At 36.7% G+C, this 16,707-nt stretch carries 16 protein-coding genes; 11 read left to right on the top strand and 5 right to left on the bottom strand.

Going from position 1 to position 16,707, the window contains the following annotated elements; translation table 11 throughout:
- The first annotated feature begins 47 nt into the window (after window positions 1–47).
- Window positions 48–1,376, top strand: coding sequence for a SpaA isopeptide-forming pilin-related protein (locus ABIZ51_08215; GenBank protein ID MEO7088758.1), 1,329 nt, complete (start codon window positions 48–50; stop codon window positions 1,374–1,376).
- On the top strand, window positions 1,370–4,633 hold the full coding sequence (locus ABIZ51_08210; GenBank protein MEO7088757.1) for a two-component regulator propeller domain-containing protein: 3,264 nt from the start codon (window positions 1,370–1,372) through the stop codon (window positions 4,631–4,633). The genes ABIZ51_08215 and ABIZ51_08210 overlap by 7 nt, the downstream gene beginning before the upstream one ends.
- Window positions 4,634–4,730: 97 nt before the next feature.
- Here ABIZ51_08210 and ABIZ51_08205 read toward each other — a convergent pair whose 3' ends face one another.
- From ABIZ51_08205 to ABIZ51_08190, 4 genes are read right to left on the bottom strand one after another with little or no spacing between them, the layout of a single operon-like run.
- Window positions 4,731–5,294 (bottom strand): UbiX family flavin prenyltransferase, encoded by a 564-nt coding sequence (locus tag ABIZ51_08205; protein ID MEO7088756.1) that lies wholly within the window; start codon window positions 5,292–5,294, stop codon window positions 4,731–4,733.
- A gap of 53 nt (window positions 5,295–5,347) precedes the next feature.
- Complete coding sequence (gene glmS / locus ABIZ51_08200) at window positions 5,348–7,192, bottom strand: glutamine--fructose-6-phosphate transaminase (isomerizing) (GenBank protein MEO7088755.1); 1,845 nt, start codon at window positions 7,190–7,192, stop codon at window positions 5,348–5,350.
- Between the two features lies 1 nt (window position 7,193).
- The gene (locus ABIZ51_08195; GenBank protein MEO7088754.1) at window positions 7,194–8,555 is read right to left on the bottom strand and encodes a DUF4270 domain-containing protein; all 1,362 of its coding nucleotides are present in this window, start codon (window positions 8,553–8,555) and stop codon (window positions 7,194–7,196) included.
- Window positions 8,556–8,565: 10 nt separating this feature from the next.
- A complete protein-coding gene (locus tag ABIZ51_08190) occupies window positions 8,566–9,396 on the bottom strand; it encodes a glycogen/starch synthase (protein ID MEO7088753.1) in 831 nt (276 codons plus the stop codon).
- A gap of 163 nt (window positions 9,397–9,559) precedes the next feature.
- Here ABIZ51_08190 and panC point away from each other — a divergent pair, with 163 nt between their 5' ends.
- Genes panC through ABIZ51_08170 form a run of 4 tightly spaced genes read left to right on the top strand, consistent with a single transcriptional unit; the run spans window position 9,560 to window position 12,351 of the window.
- On the top strand, window positions 9,560–10,444 hold the full coding sequence (gene panC, locus ABIZ51_08185) for a pantoate--beta-alanine ligase (GenBank protein ID MEO7088752.1): 885 nt from the start codon (window positions 9,560–9,562) through the stop codon (window positions 10,442–10,444).
- 13 nt (window positions 10,445–10,457) lie between these two features.
- Window positions 10,458–10,811, top strand: a complete 354-nt coding sequence (gene panD, locus ABIZ51_08180; protein MEO7088751.1) for an aspartate 1-decarboxylase — start codon at window positions 10,458–10,460, stop codon at window positions 10,809–10,811.
- A 3-nt stretch (window positions 10,812–10,814) separates the two neighbouring features.
- Window positions 10,815–11,846 carry a lysylphosphatidylglycerol synthase transmembrane domain-containing protein gene (locus ABIZ51_08175; protein MEO7088750.1) on the top strand — a complete coding sequence of 344 codons (1,032 nt, stop codon included), beginning with the start codon at window positions 10,815–10,817 and terminating at the stop codon, window positions 11,844–11,846.
- A complete protein-coding gene (locus ABIZ51_08170) occupies window positions 11,818–12,351 on the top strand; it encodes an adenylyltransferase/cytidyltransferase family protein (GenBank protein MEO7088749.1) in 534 nt (177 codons plus the stop codon). The genes ABIZ51_08175 and ABIZ51_08170 overlap by 29 nt, the downstream gene beginning before the upstream one ends.
- A 37-nt stretch (window positions 12,352–12,388) precedes the next feature.
- On the opposite strand, the gene ABIZ51_08165 is transcribed toward ABIZ51_08170, so the two are convergent.
- Window positions 12,389–12,574, bottom strand: a complete 186-nt coding sequence (locus ABIZ51_08165; GenBank protein MEO7088748.1) for a hypothetical protein — start codon at window positions 12,572–12,574, stop codon at window positions 12,389–12,391.
- A gap of 225 nt (window positions 12,575–12,799) precedes the next feature.
- On the opposite strand from ABIZ51_08165, the gene kdsB reads away from it, so the two are divergent.
- The 5 genes from kdsB to ABIZ51_08140 form a co-directional block, all read left to right on the top strand.
- Window positions 12,800–13,534, top strand: coding sequence for a 3-deoxy-manno-octulosonate cytidylyltransferase (kdsB, locus tag ABIZ51_08160; protein MEO7088747.1), 735 nt, complete (start codon window positions 12,800–12,802; stop codon window positions 13,532–13,534).
- Between the two features lie 81 nt (window positions 13,535–13,615).
- Window positions 13,616–14,302: a response regulator transcription factor gene (locus ABIZ51_08155; protein ID MEO7088746.1), complete on the top strand. Its 687-nt coding sequence runs from the start codon at window positions 13,616–13,618 to the stop codon at window positions 14,300–14,302.
- A gap of 23 nt (window positions 14,303–14,325) precedes the next feature.
- On the top strand, window positions 14,326–15,366 hold the full coding sequence (locus tag ABIZ51_08150) for an ATP-binding protein (protein MEO7088745.1): 1,041 nt from the start codon (window positions 14,326–14,328) through the stop codon (window positions 15,364–15,366).
- A gap of 87 nt (window positions 15,367–15,453) precedes the next feature.
- Entirely contained in the window at window positions 15,454–16,464 is a 1,011-nt protein-coding gene (gene murB, locus ABIZ51_08145) for a UDP-N-acetylmuramate dehydrogenase (protein ID MEO7088744.1), read from the top strand.
- 32 nt (window positions 16,465–16,496) lie between these two features.
- On the top strand, window positions 16,497–16,707 hold a 211-nt coding region (locus tag ABIZ51_08140; GenBank protein ID MEO7088743.1), incomplete at its 3' end, for a Mur ligase domain-containing protein.

Raw genomic sequence — 16,707 nt, 5'->3', positions numbered from 1 at the left:
TATCTTTCGTTGCTAAATTTTAGGCGCAATAATCGAGAAACTATTTTATGCCCTTGAAAAAATATTTTTTCGAAACACTTTTTAAGCGCTTGCTTTTGTTGCTGTTCGTGCTTTTCGGAAGTGCGATTGTTGTTTCGGCGCAACATAAAGTAGTGGGCTATTTGGAGTTTGACGGAAAATGTTTGAAGAACAACAAGCCGCTTTCTGGCGCAGTGGTAACGTTGTACAAAAATACCGAAAAACAAACGCAACTTACCACCGGGAAAAATGGAAAATTCAAATTTTTTCTGGATTTCGGTGCGAATTATAAAATTACTTTTTCTGCCGAAGGCGCAGTAAACATGAGTTTGCTGGTGATGGCAACTATCCCAACAGACAAAGAAAATATTTTTCCGATATACGAAATTGAAGTCCCTTTTTTCGAAGCAGGAAATGCGGATGTAAATGTTTCGAAATACAAAAATCCTTTTACAAAAGTGATTTTTGATGGCAAAAATACGTTTATGGATGACGAAGATTATCTGAAACAATTTGCAAACGGATTGTTGATAGATCACGATGCGGAAGCCAAAGCATTGGCGGAAAAGCGGGCAAAAGAAAAAGCAGAACAAGATAAATTGGCAGCGCAAAAAGCCGCCGATGACAAATCAAAATCGGACGCCGCAAAGCAATTGGCGGCACAACAACGTGCGCAAAAAGATGCGGCTGAATTAGCGAAATTAAAATCAAGCGAAGAAACGGACTTAAAGACAAAAGAGAGCGATAAAAATCCTTCGGAAAGCATGGAAACAGACGCAATCAAATTAGAAAAAGAAAAAGAAGCAAAAGCAGAATTAGCGAAAAAAAATGCAGGTATTCGTTCGAAATACGAAAATGATTTATTGAAAGCCGTTGCCGAAAATGAACGCATCGAGAAAGAAAAAAAATACGAAAAAATGAAAGCCGTTGCCGAAAGTAATTCTGTCATTGAAACCTTGCGAAGAGAAGCGGAATTAAAATCAAAATCAAACGGATTGCATAAGCAGGAAGAAAAAAAACAAAAAGAAACTATTATCAATGAGCAAGTACAAGAGCAAGAAATAAAAGGCTTGATTCAGGCGGCGGCATTTGCGAAACGCTCCATCAAAATAAACGAGCAGAAAAAAGTGCCAGACATTCATTCGTATCAAATGGAAGAAGCGCCAAGCGTTGCGGTGATGGAAGTTCCAGGGTTTCTCAAAAATGTAAAAACAATTACGGTTACACTCGGCAAAAAAATAATTTCTTACCGCAGAGAATCCTACGTTTGGGGAAGCGAATATTATTACAAAGACAATGTCGAAATTAATGTAACAAGATACATCCAAGAAACTTCAAAATATACGTCCGCATGGTAATCAAAAAAATATTTTTTTCGCTCCTTTTTCTCTGGAGTTTTGTGCTATTTTTATCCGAAAAAATAGAGGCACAAACAACCAGTTTTATTCATTATGGAGTAGAACAGGGTTTGCCGCAATCGCAGGTGCAATCGATTGTTCAGGACAACGAAGGAAATCTTTGGATTGGAACACTTTCTGGCTTGACCAAATACAATGGAAGAACGTTTAAAACCTATTCTAAAAAAGATGGTTTGGCGGAAGATTGGGTAACTACTTCTTACAAAGATAAAAACGGAAATATTTGGTTTGGGCATTGGGCGGGAAGTGTATCGAGATACAATGCGGAGACGAAAAAAATTGTGGATTTAAACCTCGATCAATACACGCGCTTTAAAACAATTACCTCGATTTTAGAAGATGGAAATGGAAAATTTTGGATTGCTACAGAAGGTGCAGGAATTTTTATTCACGACCCAGCATCCAACACCATGATTTCGCTTTCTAAAAAAGACGGTTTAGCGAGCGATAATGTGTATGCGCTTTGTAAAGATAATAAAGGAAATATTTGGATGGCAACGGATAATGGGATCACGATTTACGACCCGAAATTTGATTTGAGTTCTTCCGCTTCTTTTTCGCAACTCAACACCGACAAAGGACTTTCGAGTAATCACATCACGGCTTTGACATTGGTTAATAAAAATGAAATGTGGGTAGGAACGGCTGACGCAGGCGTTTCTGTGCTGCAAATCCCCGATGGTTTTTCAGCAAAATATCCCGAAAAGGCATTGGATAAAAAAATTCCTTCTATCAATTCTCAAAATAATTTAGAGTCGGATTTCATTGAAAGTATTTGTGAAGATCGCGATCATTCCGTTTGGATTGGAACTACTGGCGGCGGCGTTACGAAAGTGATTCCTTACGCATCGTCCGACAGAGAAGAAGCCATTTCAAAAGCTATTTTTAAAACGTACAGTACGAAACAAGGCTTGAGTTATTTCAATGCGAAAGTGGTGTTTCAAGATAAAGAAGGAAATGTGTGGATTGGAACGGATCTCGGATTAAATCAATATCGCGGTGAGCGTTTTCAATTGTACGATGAGCAAGATGGATTGGTAAATAATTTGGTGTGGTCGGTTTTGTGTGATCACGAAGGGAATATTTGGTTGGGCACGAATAATGGCGTTTCAAAAATTATTTTTTCGAAATCGTCGGTGAACGAACAAGAAGAACATAAAATTGTGAATTATACCGCAGAAGATGGATTGTCAAGCAATGTGGTACTTTCGATGTACGAAGACAACGCACACAATTTATGGTTTGGTACCGGATTTGGCGGCGTATGTGAATTACCTTTCGGAAAAAAGAAATTTAAAACGTATACCAAAGACGACGGTTTAGCTGGAAATGTGGTGTATGCAATTAACGAAGACAACAAGGGAAATATGTGGTTTGGCACGAAGGAAGGCGCGTCCAAATTTGATCCGCAAACTAATTCGTTTCGCAATTATTCTGCCGCCGACGGCTTGGGCGGTGATAATATTTATCGCATTTTTAAAGACAGCAAAGGCGATTTATGGTTTGGCGCTTTGGGCGGATATCTTTCGATGTACGACGGAACGAGCTTTAAAACCTTTGATGAATCCACCGGAATTACACATCGTTTTATTTTGTGTATTACGGAAGATCAAAATCACAACCTTTGGTTTGGCGCGTATGGCGGCGGTTTGTATAAATACGACGGAAAAACATTTACCAATTTTAACACAAGTAACGGCTTAAGCAGCGATTCTCCGTACTCCGTAATTGCAGACAAAGAAAATAATATTTGGATAGGAAACAGTCGCGAAATAGATAAAATAGACAGCAAAACCAATCAGGTATTCCATTACGGAAAAGACGAAGGATTTTTAGGTGTTGAAAATAATCCGAATGCCGTTTGTATGGATGCCAATCACAATTTGTGGTTCGGAACTATTATGGGTGCCTTAAAATTTAATCTTTCAGAAGATAAACCCAATACGGTGGAGCCGAATACGGTTATCAGCGGATTAAAAATTTTTATGAAGGACACCACTTTTCCTACGAATGCGAAATTTGCCTACAATCAAAATCATCTTACGTTTCAGTTTGTGGGTATTAGTTTGACTTGTCCGCAAAAAGTGTTGTATCAGTATAAATTAGAAGGATTTGATAAAGATTGGTCGCCCGGATTTACCGTACTGAACGAGGCAACGTATTCCAATATTCCTCCCGGAAATTACACATTCATGGTGCGTGCGTGTAATAACGATGGTTTGTGGGACAGCAAGCCAGCAACGTATTCCTTTTTTGTAGCGCCGCCTTTTTGGCAAACCGCTATTTTTTATATTCTGATGCTCATTTTAATTGTATTTGCGATTTATGGATTTGATAAAATGAGAACTCGAAATCTTAAAAAATCTCAAAAAGAATTGCAACAAAAAGTAGCCGAACGCACCATCGAATTAGCAGTTAAAAACGAAGAACTCGCCGAAAAAAACAAAGATATTACGGACAGTATTCGCTATGCAAAACGAATTCAAGAAGCGATTTTGCCTCCGGAAAGGCTGATAAAAGCGTATCTCCCGAATTCGTTTGTGTTGTATAAACCGAAAGACATTGTGAGTGGAGATTTTTATTGGATAGATAAAAAATCGGATCGTATTTTAATTGCCGCTGTGGATTGTACTGGGCACGGTGTTCCAGGCGCATTTATGAGCATCGTAGGATACAACTTATTGAAGCAATCGGTGGATGCAGAAGGAACAGAACCAGCAAAAATTTTAGATCGTTTAAACAAAGGAATAAGCGAAGCCTTTAAGCAAACTTCCGAAACAAATAAACTCCGAGATGGTATGGATTTAGCGCTTTGCTCCATTCAATTTGAGAAAAAAGAAATTCAGTTTGCAGGCGCTTATAATCCAATGTATTTAGTTAGAAATAAAAATGTGCAAGAAATAAAAGGAGATAATATTGCTATTGGAAGTTACCACGAACTCGAACAAAAATTCTCGAACCACACCATGGCAATTGAAAAAGGAGACATGATTTATTTGTTTTCGGACGGTTATGCCGATCAATTCGGCGGACCAGAAGGCAAGAAATTCAAAGTGAATAGATTTAAAGAAATTATCACCGAAATAAGCAATTTGTCGATGGACGAACAAAAAAACATTCTTTCCAAAACAATAGAACAATGGAGAGGAAACTTAGAACAAGTGGATGATATGCTGATTATAGGATTTAGAGTATAATCGTTTGAAAAATTATTTTTTTGAACGATAAAATCTTCTTCCAAAATTCATCTTCGAAAAATTATTTTTTTGAAAAACTTTTTTTCTTCGATATAATTTATTCTTTCCAGCGAAAAGTTTTTTGTTCTAATCCGCAAAGGTCGAGTACGCGATCAATAACAGTGGCAGCTAATTCGTCCAATGTTTTCGGATTGCTGTAAAAGGAAGGACTTGCTGGACAAATAATTCCGCCTGCTTCGGTAATCGTTTTCATATTGTTGATGTGAATCAAATTCAGCGGAGTGTCGCGCGTTACCAAAATTAATTTTCTGCGCTCTTTTAAAATTACGTCTGCCGAACGCGTAGTTAAATCGTTTGAAATTCCGGAAGCAATACGCGCCAAAGTTCCCATCGAACACGGACAAATAATCATCGTATCGTAACGCGCAGAACCAGATGCAAAGGGCGCGTAAAAATTATTTTTTTCGTAGGTCTGAAAAATTATTTTTTCGAAGTCATTATTTTGGAGTTCGTGTTTCCAAACTTCTTTGGCATTGTCGCTCATTATCACGCCAACCGTTTCTATTTGCGCGCTTAAAGCGGATAATTTTTCGAGTAATACTTTTGCGTAAATCGAACCGCTCGCACCTGTTATCGCTAAAACTATTTTTTTCTTAGACATTGATTTTTGAAAAAAAGTTTCTCGAAAGAGAAAATAAAAAGTGGAAAATAAATTTATTCTACCGTTACTGATTTTGCCAAATTTCGTGGCTGATCTACATTACAACCGCGCATTACAGCGATGTGGTACGAAAGTAATTGCAAAGGAATAACAGAAATAAGTGGCACCAAAATTTCGTCTGTTTCCGGAATTTCAATAACATAATCCGCCATTTCTTTCACCACAGTATCGCCTTCGGTAATCACGGCAATAATTTTTCCTTTGCGCGCTTTTACTTCCTGAATATTGCTCACCACTTTTTCATAAGACGAACCTTTTGTAGCAATTACCACTACCGGCATTTCCTCGTCAATCAAGGCAATTGGACCGTGTTTCATTTCTGCTGCAGGATAACCTTCGGCATGGATGTACGAAATTTCTTTTAATTTTAACGCACCTTCCAAGGCAACTGGAAAACTATATCCTCTGCCTAAATAAAGGAAATTGCGTGCTTTTTTATAATTGTCAGCAATGAATTTTATTTTGTCATTCAGTAATAAAACCTTTTTTACTTTTTCAGGAATTGCTTCTAATTCGTTTAATAATTGTCGGAATTTTGATTCGGAAATAGTTCCTTTTAAATGAGCGATTCGCAAAGCCATCAAGGTAAGAACGGTAACTTGTGCGGTAAATGCTTTGGTGGATGCAACGCCAATTTCTGGACCAGCATGTGTATATGATCCGCCGTCTGTAGCGCGTGCAATAGAAGAACCAACCACATTACAAACGCCAATAATAGTAGCGCCTTTTGATTTTGCCAATGTGATGGCTGCCAATGTATCAGCAGTTTCACCGGATTGTGAAATGGCGATGATTACATCGCTTTCATAAATAATCGGATTCCGATATCTAAACTCAGAGGCGTATTCTACTTCCACCGGAATGCGTGCTAAATCTTCAAAAAGATATTCGCCTACAAGTCCTGCGTGCCAAGAGGTTCCGCATGCCACGAAAATAATTCGTTTAGCGTTCAAAAATTTTTTTTCGTAATCAATAATTCCGCCTAAAATAACCGTTCCCTTCTCGGCGCTCAGTCTGCCGCGCATGCTATCGTGTATGGAACGTGGTTGTTCGTAAATTTCTTTCAGCATGAAATGATCAAAGCCGCCTTTTTCCAGCGTTTCCAATTTCATTTCCAATTCTTGGATGTAAGGAATTTTTTCTTTGTTCTTAATCGTTTTTAACTTGAGTTTTTGTCCTCTTGTGATGATGGCGATTTCTTCGTCTTCCAAATACACTACGTTTTTTGTATATTCCACAATGGGTGTGGCATCCGAAGCAAGAAAAAATTCATCTTCTCCAATTCCGATAACCAATGGGCTGCCTTTTTTTGCAGCAATTAATTCGTTCGGATTATTTTTTGATAAAACAACAATCGCGTAAGCGCCAATTACTTGATTCAGCGCGATTCTTACGGCTTCTGTTAAATCTGTTTTTAAATTTTGTTGCACATCTTCGATGAGATGGATCAATACTTCCGTATCGGTATCACTCAAAAAATGATGTCCTCTTTTTTTCAATTCCGCGCGCAGTGGTGCGTAATTTTCAATAATTCCGTTGTGAATAATAACCAACTCTTTTGATTCGGAATGGTGCGGATGTGCATTCACGTCATTTGGTTCGCCGTGTGTAGCCCAACGCGTATGCCCAATACCGATAATTCCTTCTTTATCCTTTCCGGAAATAAATTTTTCGAGCTCGGCAACTTTTCCTTTGCATTTGTAAACATTTAGTTCGCCTTTTTTATTCAATAAGGCAACTCCTGCGCTGTCGTATCCTCTGTATTCAAGGCGGTGTAAGCCTTTTATTAAAATGGGATACGCTTCTTTTTGACCGATGTAAGCAACAATTCCACACATTTCAATATAATTTTGTATAGGTTAATCGCAATCGCATTTTTCCCGGATTTGTTTTTGAACCTCCATAAAGAACAACACGGTTGGCATTTACAGCACTTCCTCCGGCAACTAAATAAAGTCCTCTGTTTTTCAAATGCCCATTTAACACTTGTTGTACGTAGCGGGCAATATCGAATGTGTAGGTGGAATTGGCAGTATTATAAACTCCACCGAAATAATTGGAACTTACATTTTGATCTGGGAGTATTTCCTCTTTACCCATGGAATCAATAGCAACTAAATACATTTGTGTAGGAGCTAGATAGCTATTGTCTGCATAAGCAGCATTAACGCTGATGTCAAATTCGGCTTTATTGACAACTATTTTTCCAGAGTCTGTCCAATTTTGTAAGTGTGGAATTTTAATTTCCGTTTTTACTCCCGCGATGGATTGCACATAGACATTATTGGTTCCCAAAGTGGTGTCTGAGTATTGCGCTAAAACAGATGTTCCGCGATAATTGTGGTAAAAATGTCCGAAACGCGCAGAACTGCCATTAATAGAGAATGTAATTGTATTGGCACTCAAGTATGGAGGTGTTTTTGGATTCCGATAATACAACTGAATTCCGCAAATAGGGTCTAATAAATTAAACGTCAAAATAGCTCCTTGGTGTTGGTATTGATGACCATTAGCAGGGGTAATGTATATTCCTTTAAAATAATTAACGAAGGCGGCGTTACTCACTAAATTAGAATCTGGACTCCTCAAAAAAGTCGATTCGAAAAAAGCTGTATTCAAACGAATACGAAGTTGCGGCTCTTGACTCACTCCATTTACGATGCTTCCAATTGTTGGTTGAGGAAACACAAGTTGGCTGCCAATCAAAGCTCCTGTGGCTAAATTACGAGAAGAGTAATAAGTACTATCGTTGTAAAAATCTTGTGTTACTTGATATACTTGTACAGTTTGAGGATCCAAATTTCCGTAGTAATACAAGCCATAAGGTAAGACTAAAACAGCAGAATCGAGTATTTGTCCAGTAGGACCTAAATTCACATTTGCTAAGCCATTTGGTAATAGCACTTGTGTGTAAATAGAGGCAGACGAATATCCAAAAACAGGATCATTGTAGCTACCCAGTAAATTAAAAGAAGTATTGCTGGTTGGAATAGAATCCTCTCGCACAGAATAAGCAATCAAGGTGGTTGTATCTTTATACGCCACATTCAATAAATCGGATTTCGGTTGGACGTTTACTCCAATTACTCCAGATTCGGTACAAGAAGTTATTCCCAATATTGCGAAACAAATGCACCCTAAAAAAAATTTCGCGGACAAACGCGCCCGCAAAATGAATTGTTTTTGTTTATTCTCAGTCATAAATAAATTATCAATCTGCCAATACTGCTTCTTCTTCCAACACTGCATCGTAAAAATCCGAATAAGCATCAATGTATTCTTCCATGGATTGATAATTGAGTATGGGTTTACCACTTTTTTTAAGATGTTTTTCTATTTCAGGATTTAATTTTTCACTGCCTTTTATAACGCCATCCGAGTGATTAATAGCAGATTTTGTAATGTTCACAAAATTTGGATCTTTGTATAAATCCAATTCTTTTTTACCGATTCCTTCCAAGGTTAATTTTTTAGAAAAATCTTTGTGCAAACTGTCTGTAAATTCATCATCGTAAATCGAATAAATAATTTTTGTGTTGGCAAACAAAGGATTATCGCTGAATGCTTTTTTCAAATACAAAGGCATTAAACTAGTCATCCAACCTTGGCAATGCACCACATCTGGCGCCCAACCTAATTTTTTAACAGTTTCAATAACGCCGCGACAATAAAAAATGGAACGCTCATCATTGTCCTCAAAAAACTTTCCTTTTTTGTCGGAATGCGTAAACTTTCGTTCGAAATAATCGTGGTTATCTATAAAATAAACTTGCATCCTTGCCGCCTGAATAGAAGCAACTTTGATGATTAATGGATGATCATTTTCACTGATGATGAGATTCATTCCCGAAAGGCGAATCACCTCATGCAATTGGTTTCTGCGTTCATTTACGCAACCGTAACGGGGCATAAATGTGCGAATCTCTTTTCCTCTTTCCTGAATTCCTTGTGGAAGATGGCGACCGATAAGTCCCATCGGACTTTCATCCAAATAAGGCGTAATTTCTTGCGAAACAAATAAAATCCTTGTCTTCTTTTTCATGAGGTATTATTTAGGTGAGATTTTATAAAAACATACAAAAGTAAACATTTTTTAGCAAAGATTCAAGTTTTCGTTTAGCTTTGCCCGCTCGGATAAAAGTATGCACGATAAAATAGAATTAAAATACTAACTGTCAATCGTTTATAGATATTCAAATTCTCCGATGAATGTTTTTTCTTCCATAAAAGAGTTACAAAAGCACCTTGATTTTTTTCGAAAAAACACGAAAAGCATTGGTTTTGTGCCTACGATGGGTGCGCTGCATGCCGGACATATTTCTTTAATTGAAAAAGCGAAGCAAGAAAACGACGTGGTGGTTTGCAGTATTTTCGTAAATCCTACGCAGTTTAATGAAGCATCTGATTTAAAAAATTACCCGCGTACGCTGGATGCCGATAAAAAGCTTTTAGAGCAAGCCAATTGTGCTATTTTATTTATTCCGGAAACGGCAGAAATCTATCCTGAAAAAAATAATTTTTCGACGATGGATTTTTTTACTTTTCCGCAAAAAGCATCAAAAATTAATTTCGGAAATATAGATACAGTTATGGAAGGAAAGCAGCGACCGGGGCATTTTAGCGGCGTTGTTAATGTGGTAAGCAGATTGTTCGAAATTGTGAATCCGCAAAAAGCCTATTTCGGCGAAAAAGATTTTCAGCAATTGGCAATTATCAAAAAAATGGTGCGCGAATTACAATTGCCGATTCAAATTATTTCGTGTTCCATTATGCGCGAAAACGATGGATTGGCAATGAGTTCACGCAATGTACGCCTTTCGGCGGATGAGCGAAAAATAGCGTCGTTTATTTATGAAACGTTGTTGTTCGCAAAAAATAATTTTCGAAACTATTCCGTAACTGATTTAAAAAACGTGCTCGAAAAAAAATTTTTCGGAAGTGACTTTTTTCGATTGGAATACGCCGAAATTTGTGATGCCGAAACGCTTATTGCCATTGATAATTATGAAAATAACAAAAGCGTTGTGTTGTGCATCGCGGTACAATTGGGCAGCATCCGACTTATAGATAATATTATTTTATTTCCTTAGTTTTGCAGCCGCTATGCAAATAAATGTTTTAAAATCGAAAATTCACCGCGTACGTATAACGCAAGCGGAGCTGGATTATATCGGAAGCGTAACCATTGACGAGGATTTGATGGACGCTGTAAACCTCATTGAAAACGAACAAGTACATGTGCTGGATTACAACAACGGCGAGCGTTTTGTGACGTATGTGATAAAAGGAAAACGAGGCTCAGGAACTATTTGTTTAAACGGTCCGGCAGCATTAAAAGTAAAAGTAGGGCACGAAGTAATTATTCTTTCGTATGCCGAAATGGATTTCGAAATGGCTAAAAAACACAAGCCGGCTGTAGTTTTCCCAGATTCGAAAACAAACGCACTAAAAAAATAAACGTTGAAGCAAAAACTGCTGTCCATCGTAAAAGTGTTGCTATTTTTATCGCTTGGCATTTTTTTAATTTGGATTTCTGTTTCAAAACTTTCTTCAAAAGATATTTCTGATATCACCAACGCCTTGCACAATGTGCGTTACGGCTGGATTATACTTTCTGTTTTCATCGGTTTAATAAGCCATGTGATTCGCGCCATTCGATGGAAAATGTTGCTCGAGCCGCTCGGACATCACCCAAAATTATCAAATACTTTTTTTGCTGTAATGGTGGGTTATCTTGCCAATTACGCCATGACTAGAATCGGAGAAGCTACGCGCTGCGGAATTTTAAGTCGCTATGAAAATATTCCTTTTGCCGAATCGTTCGGAACAGTAATTGTAGAACGGATTATAGACGTGTTGGTATTTTTTTTATTTATTATCGCAATGTTTATTTTACAATTCAAAACTATTTACGGATACATGCAAACATCTATTTTTCCTATTATCAGTGCGGAAACAAATCATTTTTCGAGTGGGAAAATACTTTTTTTTGTTTTTATCGGAGTAGTTTTTTTTGCTTTGATAATTGGCATTTTTGTTTTCCGAAAAAAATTCAAAGGCGCATTTTTCGATAAAGTAAAAAACATACTGAAAGGTTTTTCTGGAGGCTTAAAATCCATCCGTAATATCAAGAAACCATTTTTGTTTTGGTTCTATTCTTTCTTCATTTGGATATTGTATTATTTGATGTTGCACGTTTGCTTTTTCAGTTTGGATCAAACCACCAATCTTACTGTTCCTGATATTCTCACCGTATTTATTTTCGGTACATTTATGGTAATGCTTACGCCTGGCGGCATTGGCGCGTATCCGTTTGCGATGAAACAAGTATTGCTTTTATATGGAGTGAATGCAAATATTGGTTACACTTTGGGTTGGCTCACTTGGCTTTCGCAATTTGGTACCATTCTTTTTTTCGGATTACTTTCCTTAATTTTACTGGCAGTTTTAAACAAACGCAAAAATGGAAACAACGCCACAATCGGTACTTGACATCGTTCAGAAAAAAATTTTTCCCATTGATGTTTTGCAACGCACGCTCGCTATATGGCGGATGAAAAGCAAAAAAATAATTTTCACGAACGGTTGTTTCGATATTTTACATCTCGGGCACATTGATTATCTCGCGAAAGCTGCCGATTTGGGCGACGAATTAATTGTTGCCATAAATTCCGACAGCTCCGTAAAAATGCTCGAAAAGGGCAATAGCAGACCGATACAAGACGAACATTCGCGCGCCATGATAATCGCTTCCCTACATTTTGTAAGTGCTGTTATTCTGTTTGACGAAGCCACTCCGCAACATCTCATCCAACAAATTTTGCCAGATGTATTGGTAAAAGGCGCGGATTACGATGCCAACGAAACCGATCCGAAAAATAAAAAATACATTATTGGTTCCGATATTATTCGCAAAAATAAAGGCATTGTAAAAACAATTTCTTTTCTGGAAGGTTTTTCTACTTCCGCTATCGAGAAAAAAATAAAAAGTTTTTAAAGGAAACTGCTTCTGTTTTTTTGATTTGTGCTGTTGGCTATAACCAAGCAATTAATGGTTGTAAAATGTATGTCCATATCCAAGAAATAAGTATAAATAACGCCATAATAAAAACGATAATACCCCACGCACGCGCATACACACTGTCCCACTTAAAAACAAAGACTGTAAAGTAGGCGGAAATTCCAAGTACAACGATTCCAATATCTAAACTAAACTGCATAATAAATACAGCTAATCCGCCGATTCCTAATACTATTATAAGCTGATACAAATCTTTTTTCATAATTTATCTTTTCTTTTTAATATGGCATCTTTCGTCTAACACAGCGTTTTGTTTAACTCATATTTGTATATCAATTTCAATAAACCAAAGTTAAATCATTTTTCATCAAAAAAAAAGAACCAAAAATTCAATATCTTTAGCTTCAAAAAAATAATTTTTCAAATGGAATTTATCGGAATCATTCCTGCACGTTTTGCCTCTACACGTTTTCCTGCAAAACCTTTGGCGATTATTAACGGAAAACCGATGATTCAATTGGTTTTTGAACAAGCCAAAAAAGCGAAATCGCTTTCGAAAGTTATTGTTGCAACGGATGATAAACGCATCGAAAATTGTGTGAAAAATTTTGGCGGAGAAGTGGTAATGACGAGCGAAAAAAATCGTAGCGGAACAGATCGTTGTGCGGAAGTTTCAGATAAATTAGATCTCTCGGAAAATGCTGTTATCATTAATATTCAGGGCGACGAACCATTTATTCATCTCGAACAAATTGATTTGGTAGCGAGTTGCTTTAAAAATGAAAATACGCAAATTGCAACGCTCGTAAAACGCATCAAAACTATTGAAGAATTACAAAATCAAAATACACCAAAAGTGATTTTAAATAAACTCAACGAAGCTGTTTATTTTAGTCGCGCTGCTATTCCGTTTTATCGCGGAAAGCCTCAAGAAGATTGGCTGAAAAATTATTTTTACTACAAGCACATCGGCATTTATGCCTACAAAGCAACTATTTTGAAGGAGCTTTCTCAACTCGAAGAATCGTCTTTGGAAATAGCCGAATCGTTGGAACAATTGCGTTGGATAGAAAATGGATATAAAATTAAAGCAGCTGTTACAGAGCTTGAATCCATTGCGATTGACACACCAGAAGACATTCAAAAAATTATTTTTTGAAACAGTAAATTAATGTTCTGATAACATTCGCTTAATCTGTAGCCTCCAAAATAAAATTATCTTTACACAAAAATAAACTGAATGTCAGCAAACAGTGATTACAAAATTTTGTTGGTAGATGACGAGCCAGATATTTTGGAATTTGTCGGCTACAATCTTAAAAAAGAAGGCTATTCCGTTTATACCGCAGGCAACGGAAAAGATGCTTTGACAATTGCGAAAAAAGAATTTCCGCACTTAATTATTTTAGACGTGATGATGCCCAATATGGATGGCATCGAAACCTGTATTGAAATACGAAAAAATGATGCGCTGAAAAATACTGTCGTTGCTTTTTTAACCGCTCGAAACGAAGACTATTCTCAGATTGCAGGTTTTGATGTAGGCGCAGATGATTACATCACAAAACCAATTAAACCAAGAGTTTTAATGAGTCGCGTGAAAGCACTTTTACGCAGAAATTCAGAAACAGAACCGAATAATCACCTCATCGAATTAAACGGAATTATTATTGATCGCGAAAAATATTTGGTGGTAAAAGAAGGCGAAGAAATCTTTTTTCCGAAAAAAGAATTTGAATTATTAGCCTTGCTTGCTTCCAAACCAGGAAAAGTTTTTACGCGCGAAAATATTCTTTCTAAAGTGTGGGGAAACGATGTAGTGGTGGGCGATCGGACGATTGATGTACACATCCGAAAATTGCGCGAAAAATTGGGCGAAAATTACATTCGTACCGTAAAAGGAATCGGATATAAATTTGAATTTTAATTTTTTTCACCGTAAAAATTAGTATGAAAAACAGAAGTCTAAAAAAAATTTCTTTACTTACTTCGCTTTGTGTTGCTTTCATTACGGGACTTTTGCTATTTATTTTTTACTTTATTTTTCCACAACAAGAATCGAATTATACGATTTATTTTGTGGTATTTATTTCTTTTTTTGCATCCTTTTTCCTTTCTCTTTTCTTTTTCAGAAAACACATTCATCAAAATGTAAGTGGTATTTACCAAACGATTCAGAGTGTTCGAAAAAAAGATTTTCCGAAGGATGACATATATTGTCCGCAAGAATTATTAGAAAATTTACACGCCGAAGTATTGGATTGGGTAAACGAACGAAAAGTAGAAATGGAACAATTGCACAAATTGGAATTGTACCGAAAAGAGTTTTTAGGAAATGTTTCGCACGAGCTGAAAACGCCTATTTTCAACATACAGGGCTATGTTTCTACGTTGCTTGACGGAGCGATGAACGAGCCAGAAACTAATCGTTCTTTTCTTTCAAAAACAGAAAGAAGCGTGGAACGGATGATTCGTATTGTGGAAGATTTGGAAGCCATTTCTCAACTTGAAACAGGCGATTTACAGCTCGACCCGGAACGTTTCGACATTGTGGAATTAGTAAAAGATGTATTGGAAGCAGAAGAAATGCAAGCGAGCACCAAACATATTTCGTTGCGATTAAAAGAAACAAAACCTTTGTTTGTGAACGCCGATAAATTCCGAATTCGTCAAGTGTTTACCAATCTCATCGTCAATTCCATCAAATATGGAAAAGAAAATGGTGAAACAAATGTTCGTTTTTATGAACACGAAAATCAGATAACAACCGAAATTTCAGACAACGGAATTGGTATTCCTGATAAACATTTGCCACGTTTATTTGAGCGTTTTTACCGTGTAGATAAAAGTCGTTCACGCGAGCAAGGCGGCACCGGACTTGGTCTTGCGATTGTGAAACATATTTTAGAAGCGCATGGACAAACCATTTCTGTGGACAGCACGGAAGGTATCGGATCGCTTTTTTCTTTCACTTTGAAGAAGGAAAAATAAGCGTTCAAAAAAATAATTTTTCAAACGAAAAAAACTTGCTCCTTCCATTATTTCCTTATTACTTTGTGTTGTACTTTGTAATCGGAAATGAAAGAAAATTATTCGCTTAAAAATTTTAATACGTTTGGCATAAATGCTTTCGCGAATTATTTTTCAGAAATAAATTCTGTTGAAGAAACACTCGAAATCCTTGATAATCCAATCGCAAAAAAAAATCCGCTTTTGATAATCGGTGGCGGAAGCAATTTGCTTTTCACTAAAAATTTCTCTGGGCTTGTTCTGAAAAATAATATCAAAGGCATTGAATTGATAAAAGAAGATACGGATTACTATTACGTAAAATCAGGCGCAGGCCTTGTTTGGCATCAGTTTGTGATGTACTGTATTGAAAAAAATTACGCAGGTATAGAAAATTTATCTTTGATTCCTGGAAATGTGGGAGCAGGTCCGATGCAAAATATCGGTGCTTACGGCGCAGAATTAAAAGATGTTTTTTATGAATTAGAAGCCTTGCACATTCACGAAAAAAAAATTCATACATTCTCAAATAAAGATTGTCGTTTTGGATACAGAGAAAGTGTTTTTAAACGCGAATTAAAAAATCAATACTTGATTACGTCCGTTACTTTTCGTTTAAATAAAAAACCAAAATTTAATATCGAATACGGAGCTATCAAAAAGGAATTGGAAACAATGAATGTTTCAGAACTGACAATTGGTGTGATAAGTAAAGCGGTTTGTACTATTCGCAGCAGCAAATTGCCCGATCCAAATAAGATTGGTAATGCCGGAAGTTTTTTTAAAAATCCAGTGGTGAATGTTGAGAAATTCAATGCGCTGAAAAATAATTTTTCAGAAATAGTTGGGTATAAAAATTCGGAACAGGAAATAAAATTAGCTGCCGGTTGGCTGATTGAACAATGTGGTTGGAAAGGCAAAACGTATGGAGATGCGGGCATTCACAAAGATCAAGCATTGGTGTTGGTAAATTATGGAAATGCAACTGGAAAGGAAATTTTCGACTTGTCAGAAAAAATTTTACAATCGGTAAAAGAAAAATTTGGGGTACAATTAGAACGAGAAGTGAATATCATTTGATTCGAAAAAATAATTTTTCAACCCTCTAAAATATGCGCGTACATTTTATTGCAATCGGTGGAAGTGCCATGCACAACTTGGCAATTGCGATGCACAAGAAAGGTTTTTTGATAAGTGGTTCGGACGATGAAATTTTTGAACCTTCCAAATCGCGGCTCGCGAAATACAATTTATTGCCCAAAGAAAATGGCTGGAATGTTTCTAAAATTACGAATGAGTTAGATGCTGTAATTCTTGGTATGC

The organism is Bacteroidia bacterium (assembly GCA_039924845.1).
Taxonomy (GTDB): domain Bacteria; phylum Bacteroidota; class Bacteroidia; order DATLTG01; family DATLTG01; genus DATLTG01.
This window is presented reverse-complemented; position numbering and strand designations above follow the sequence as displayed.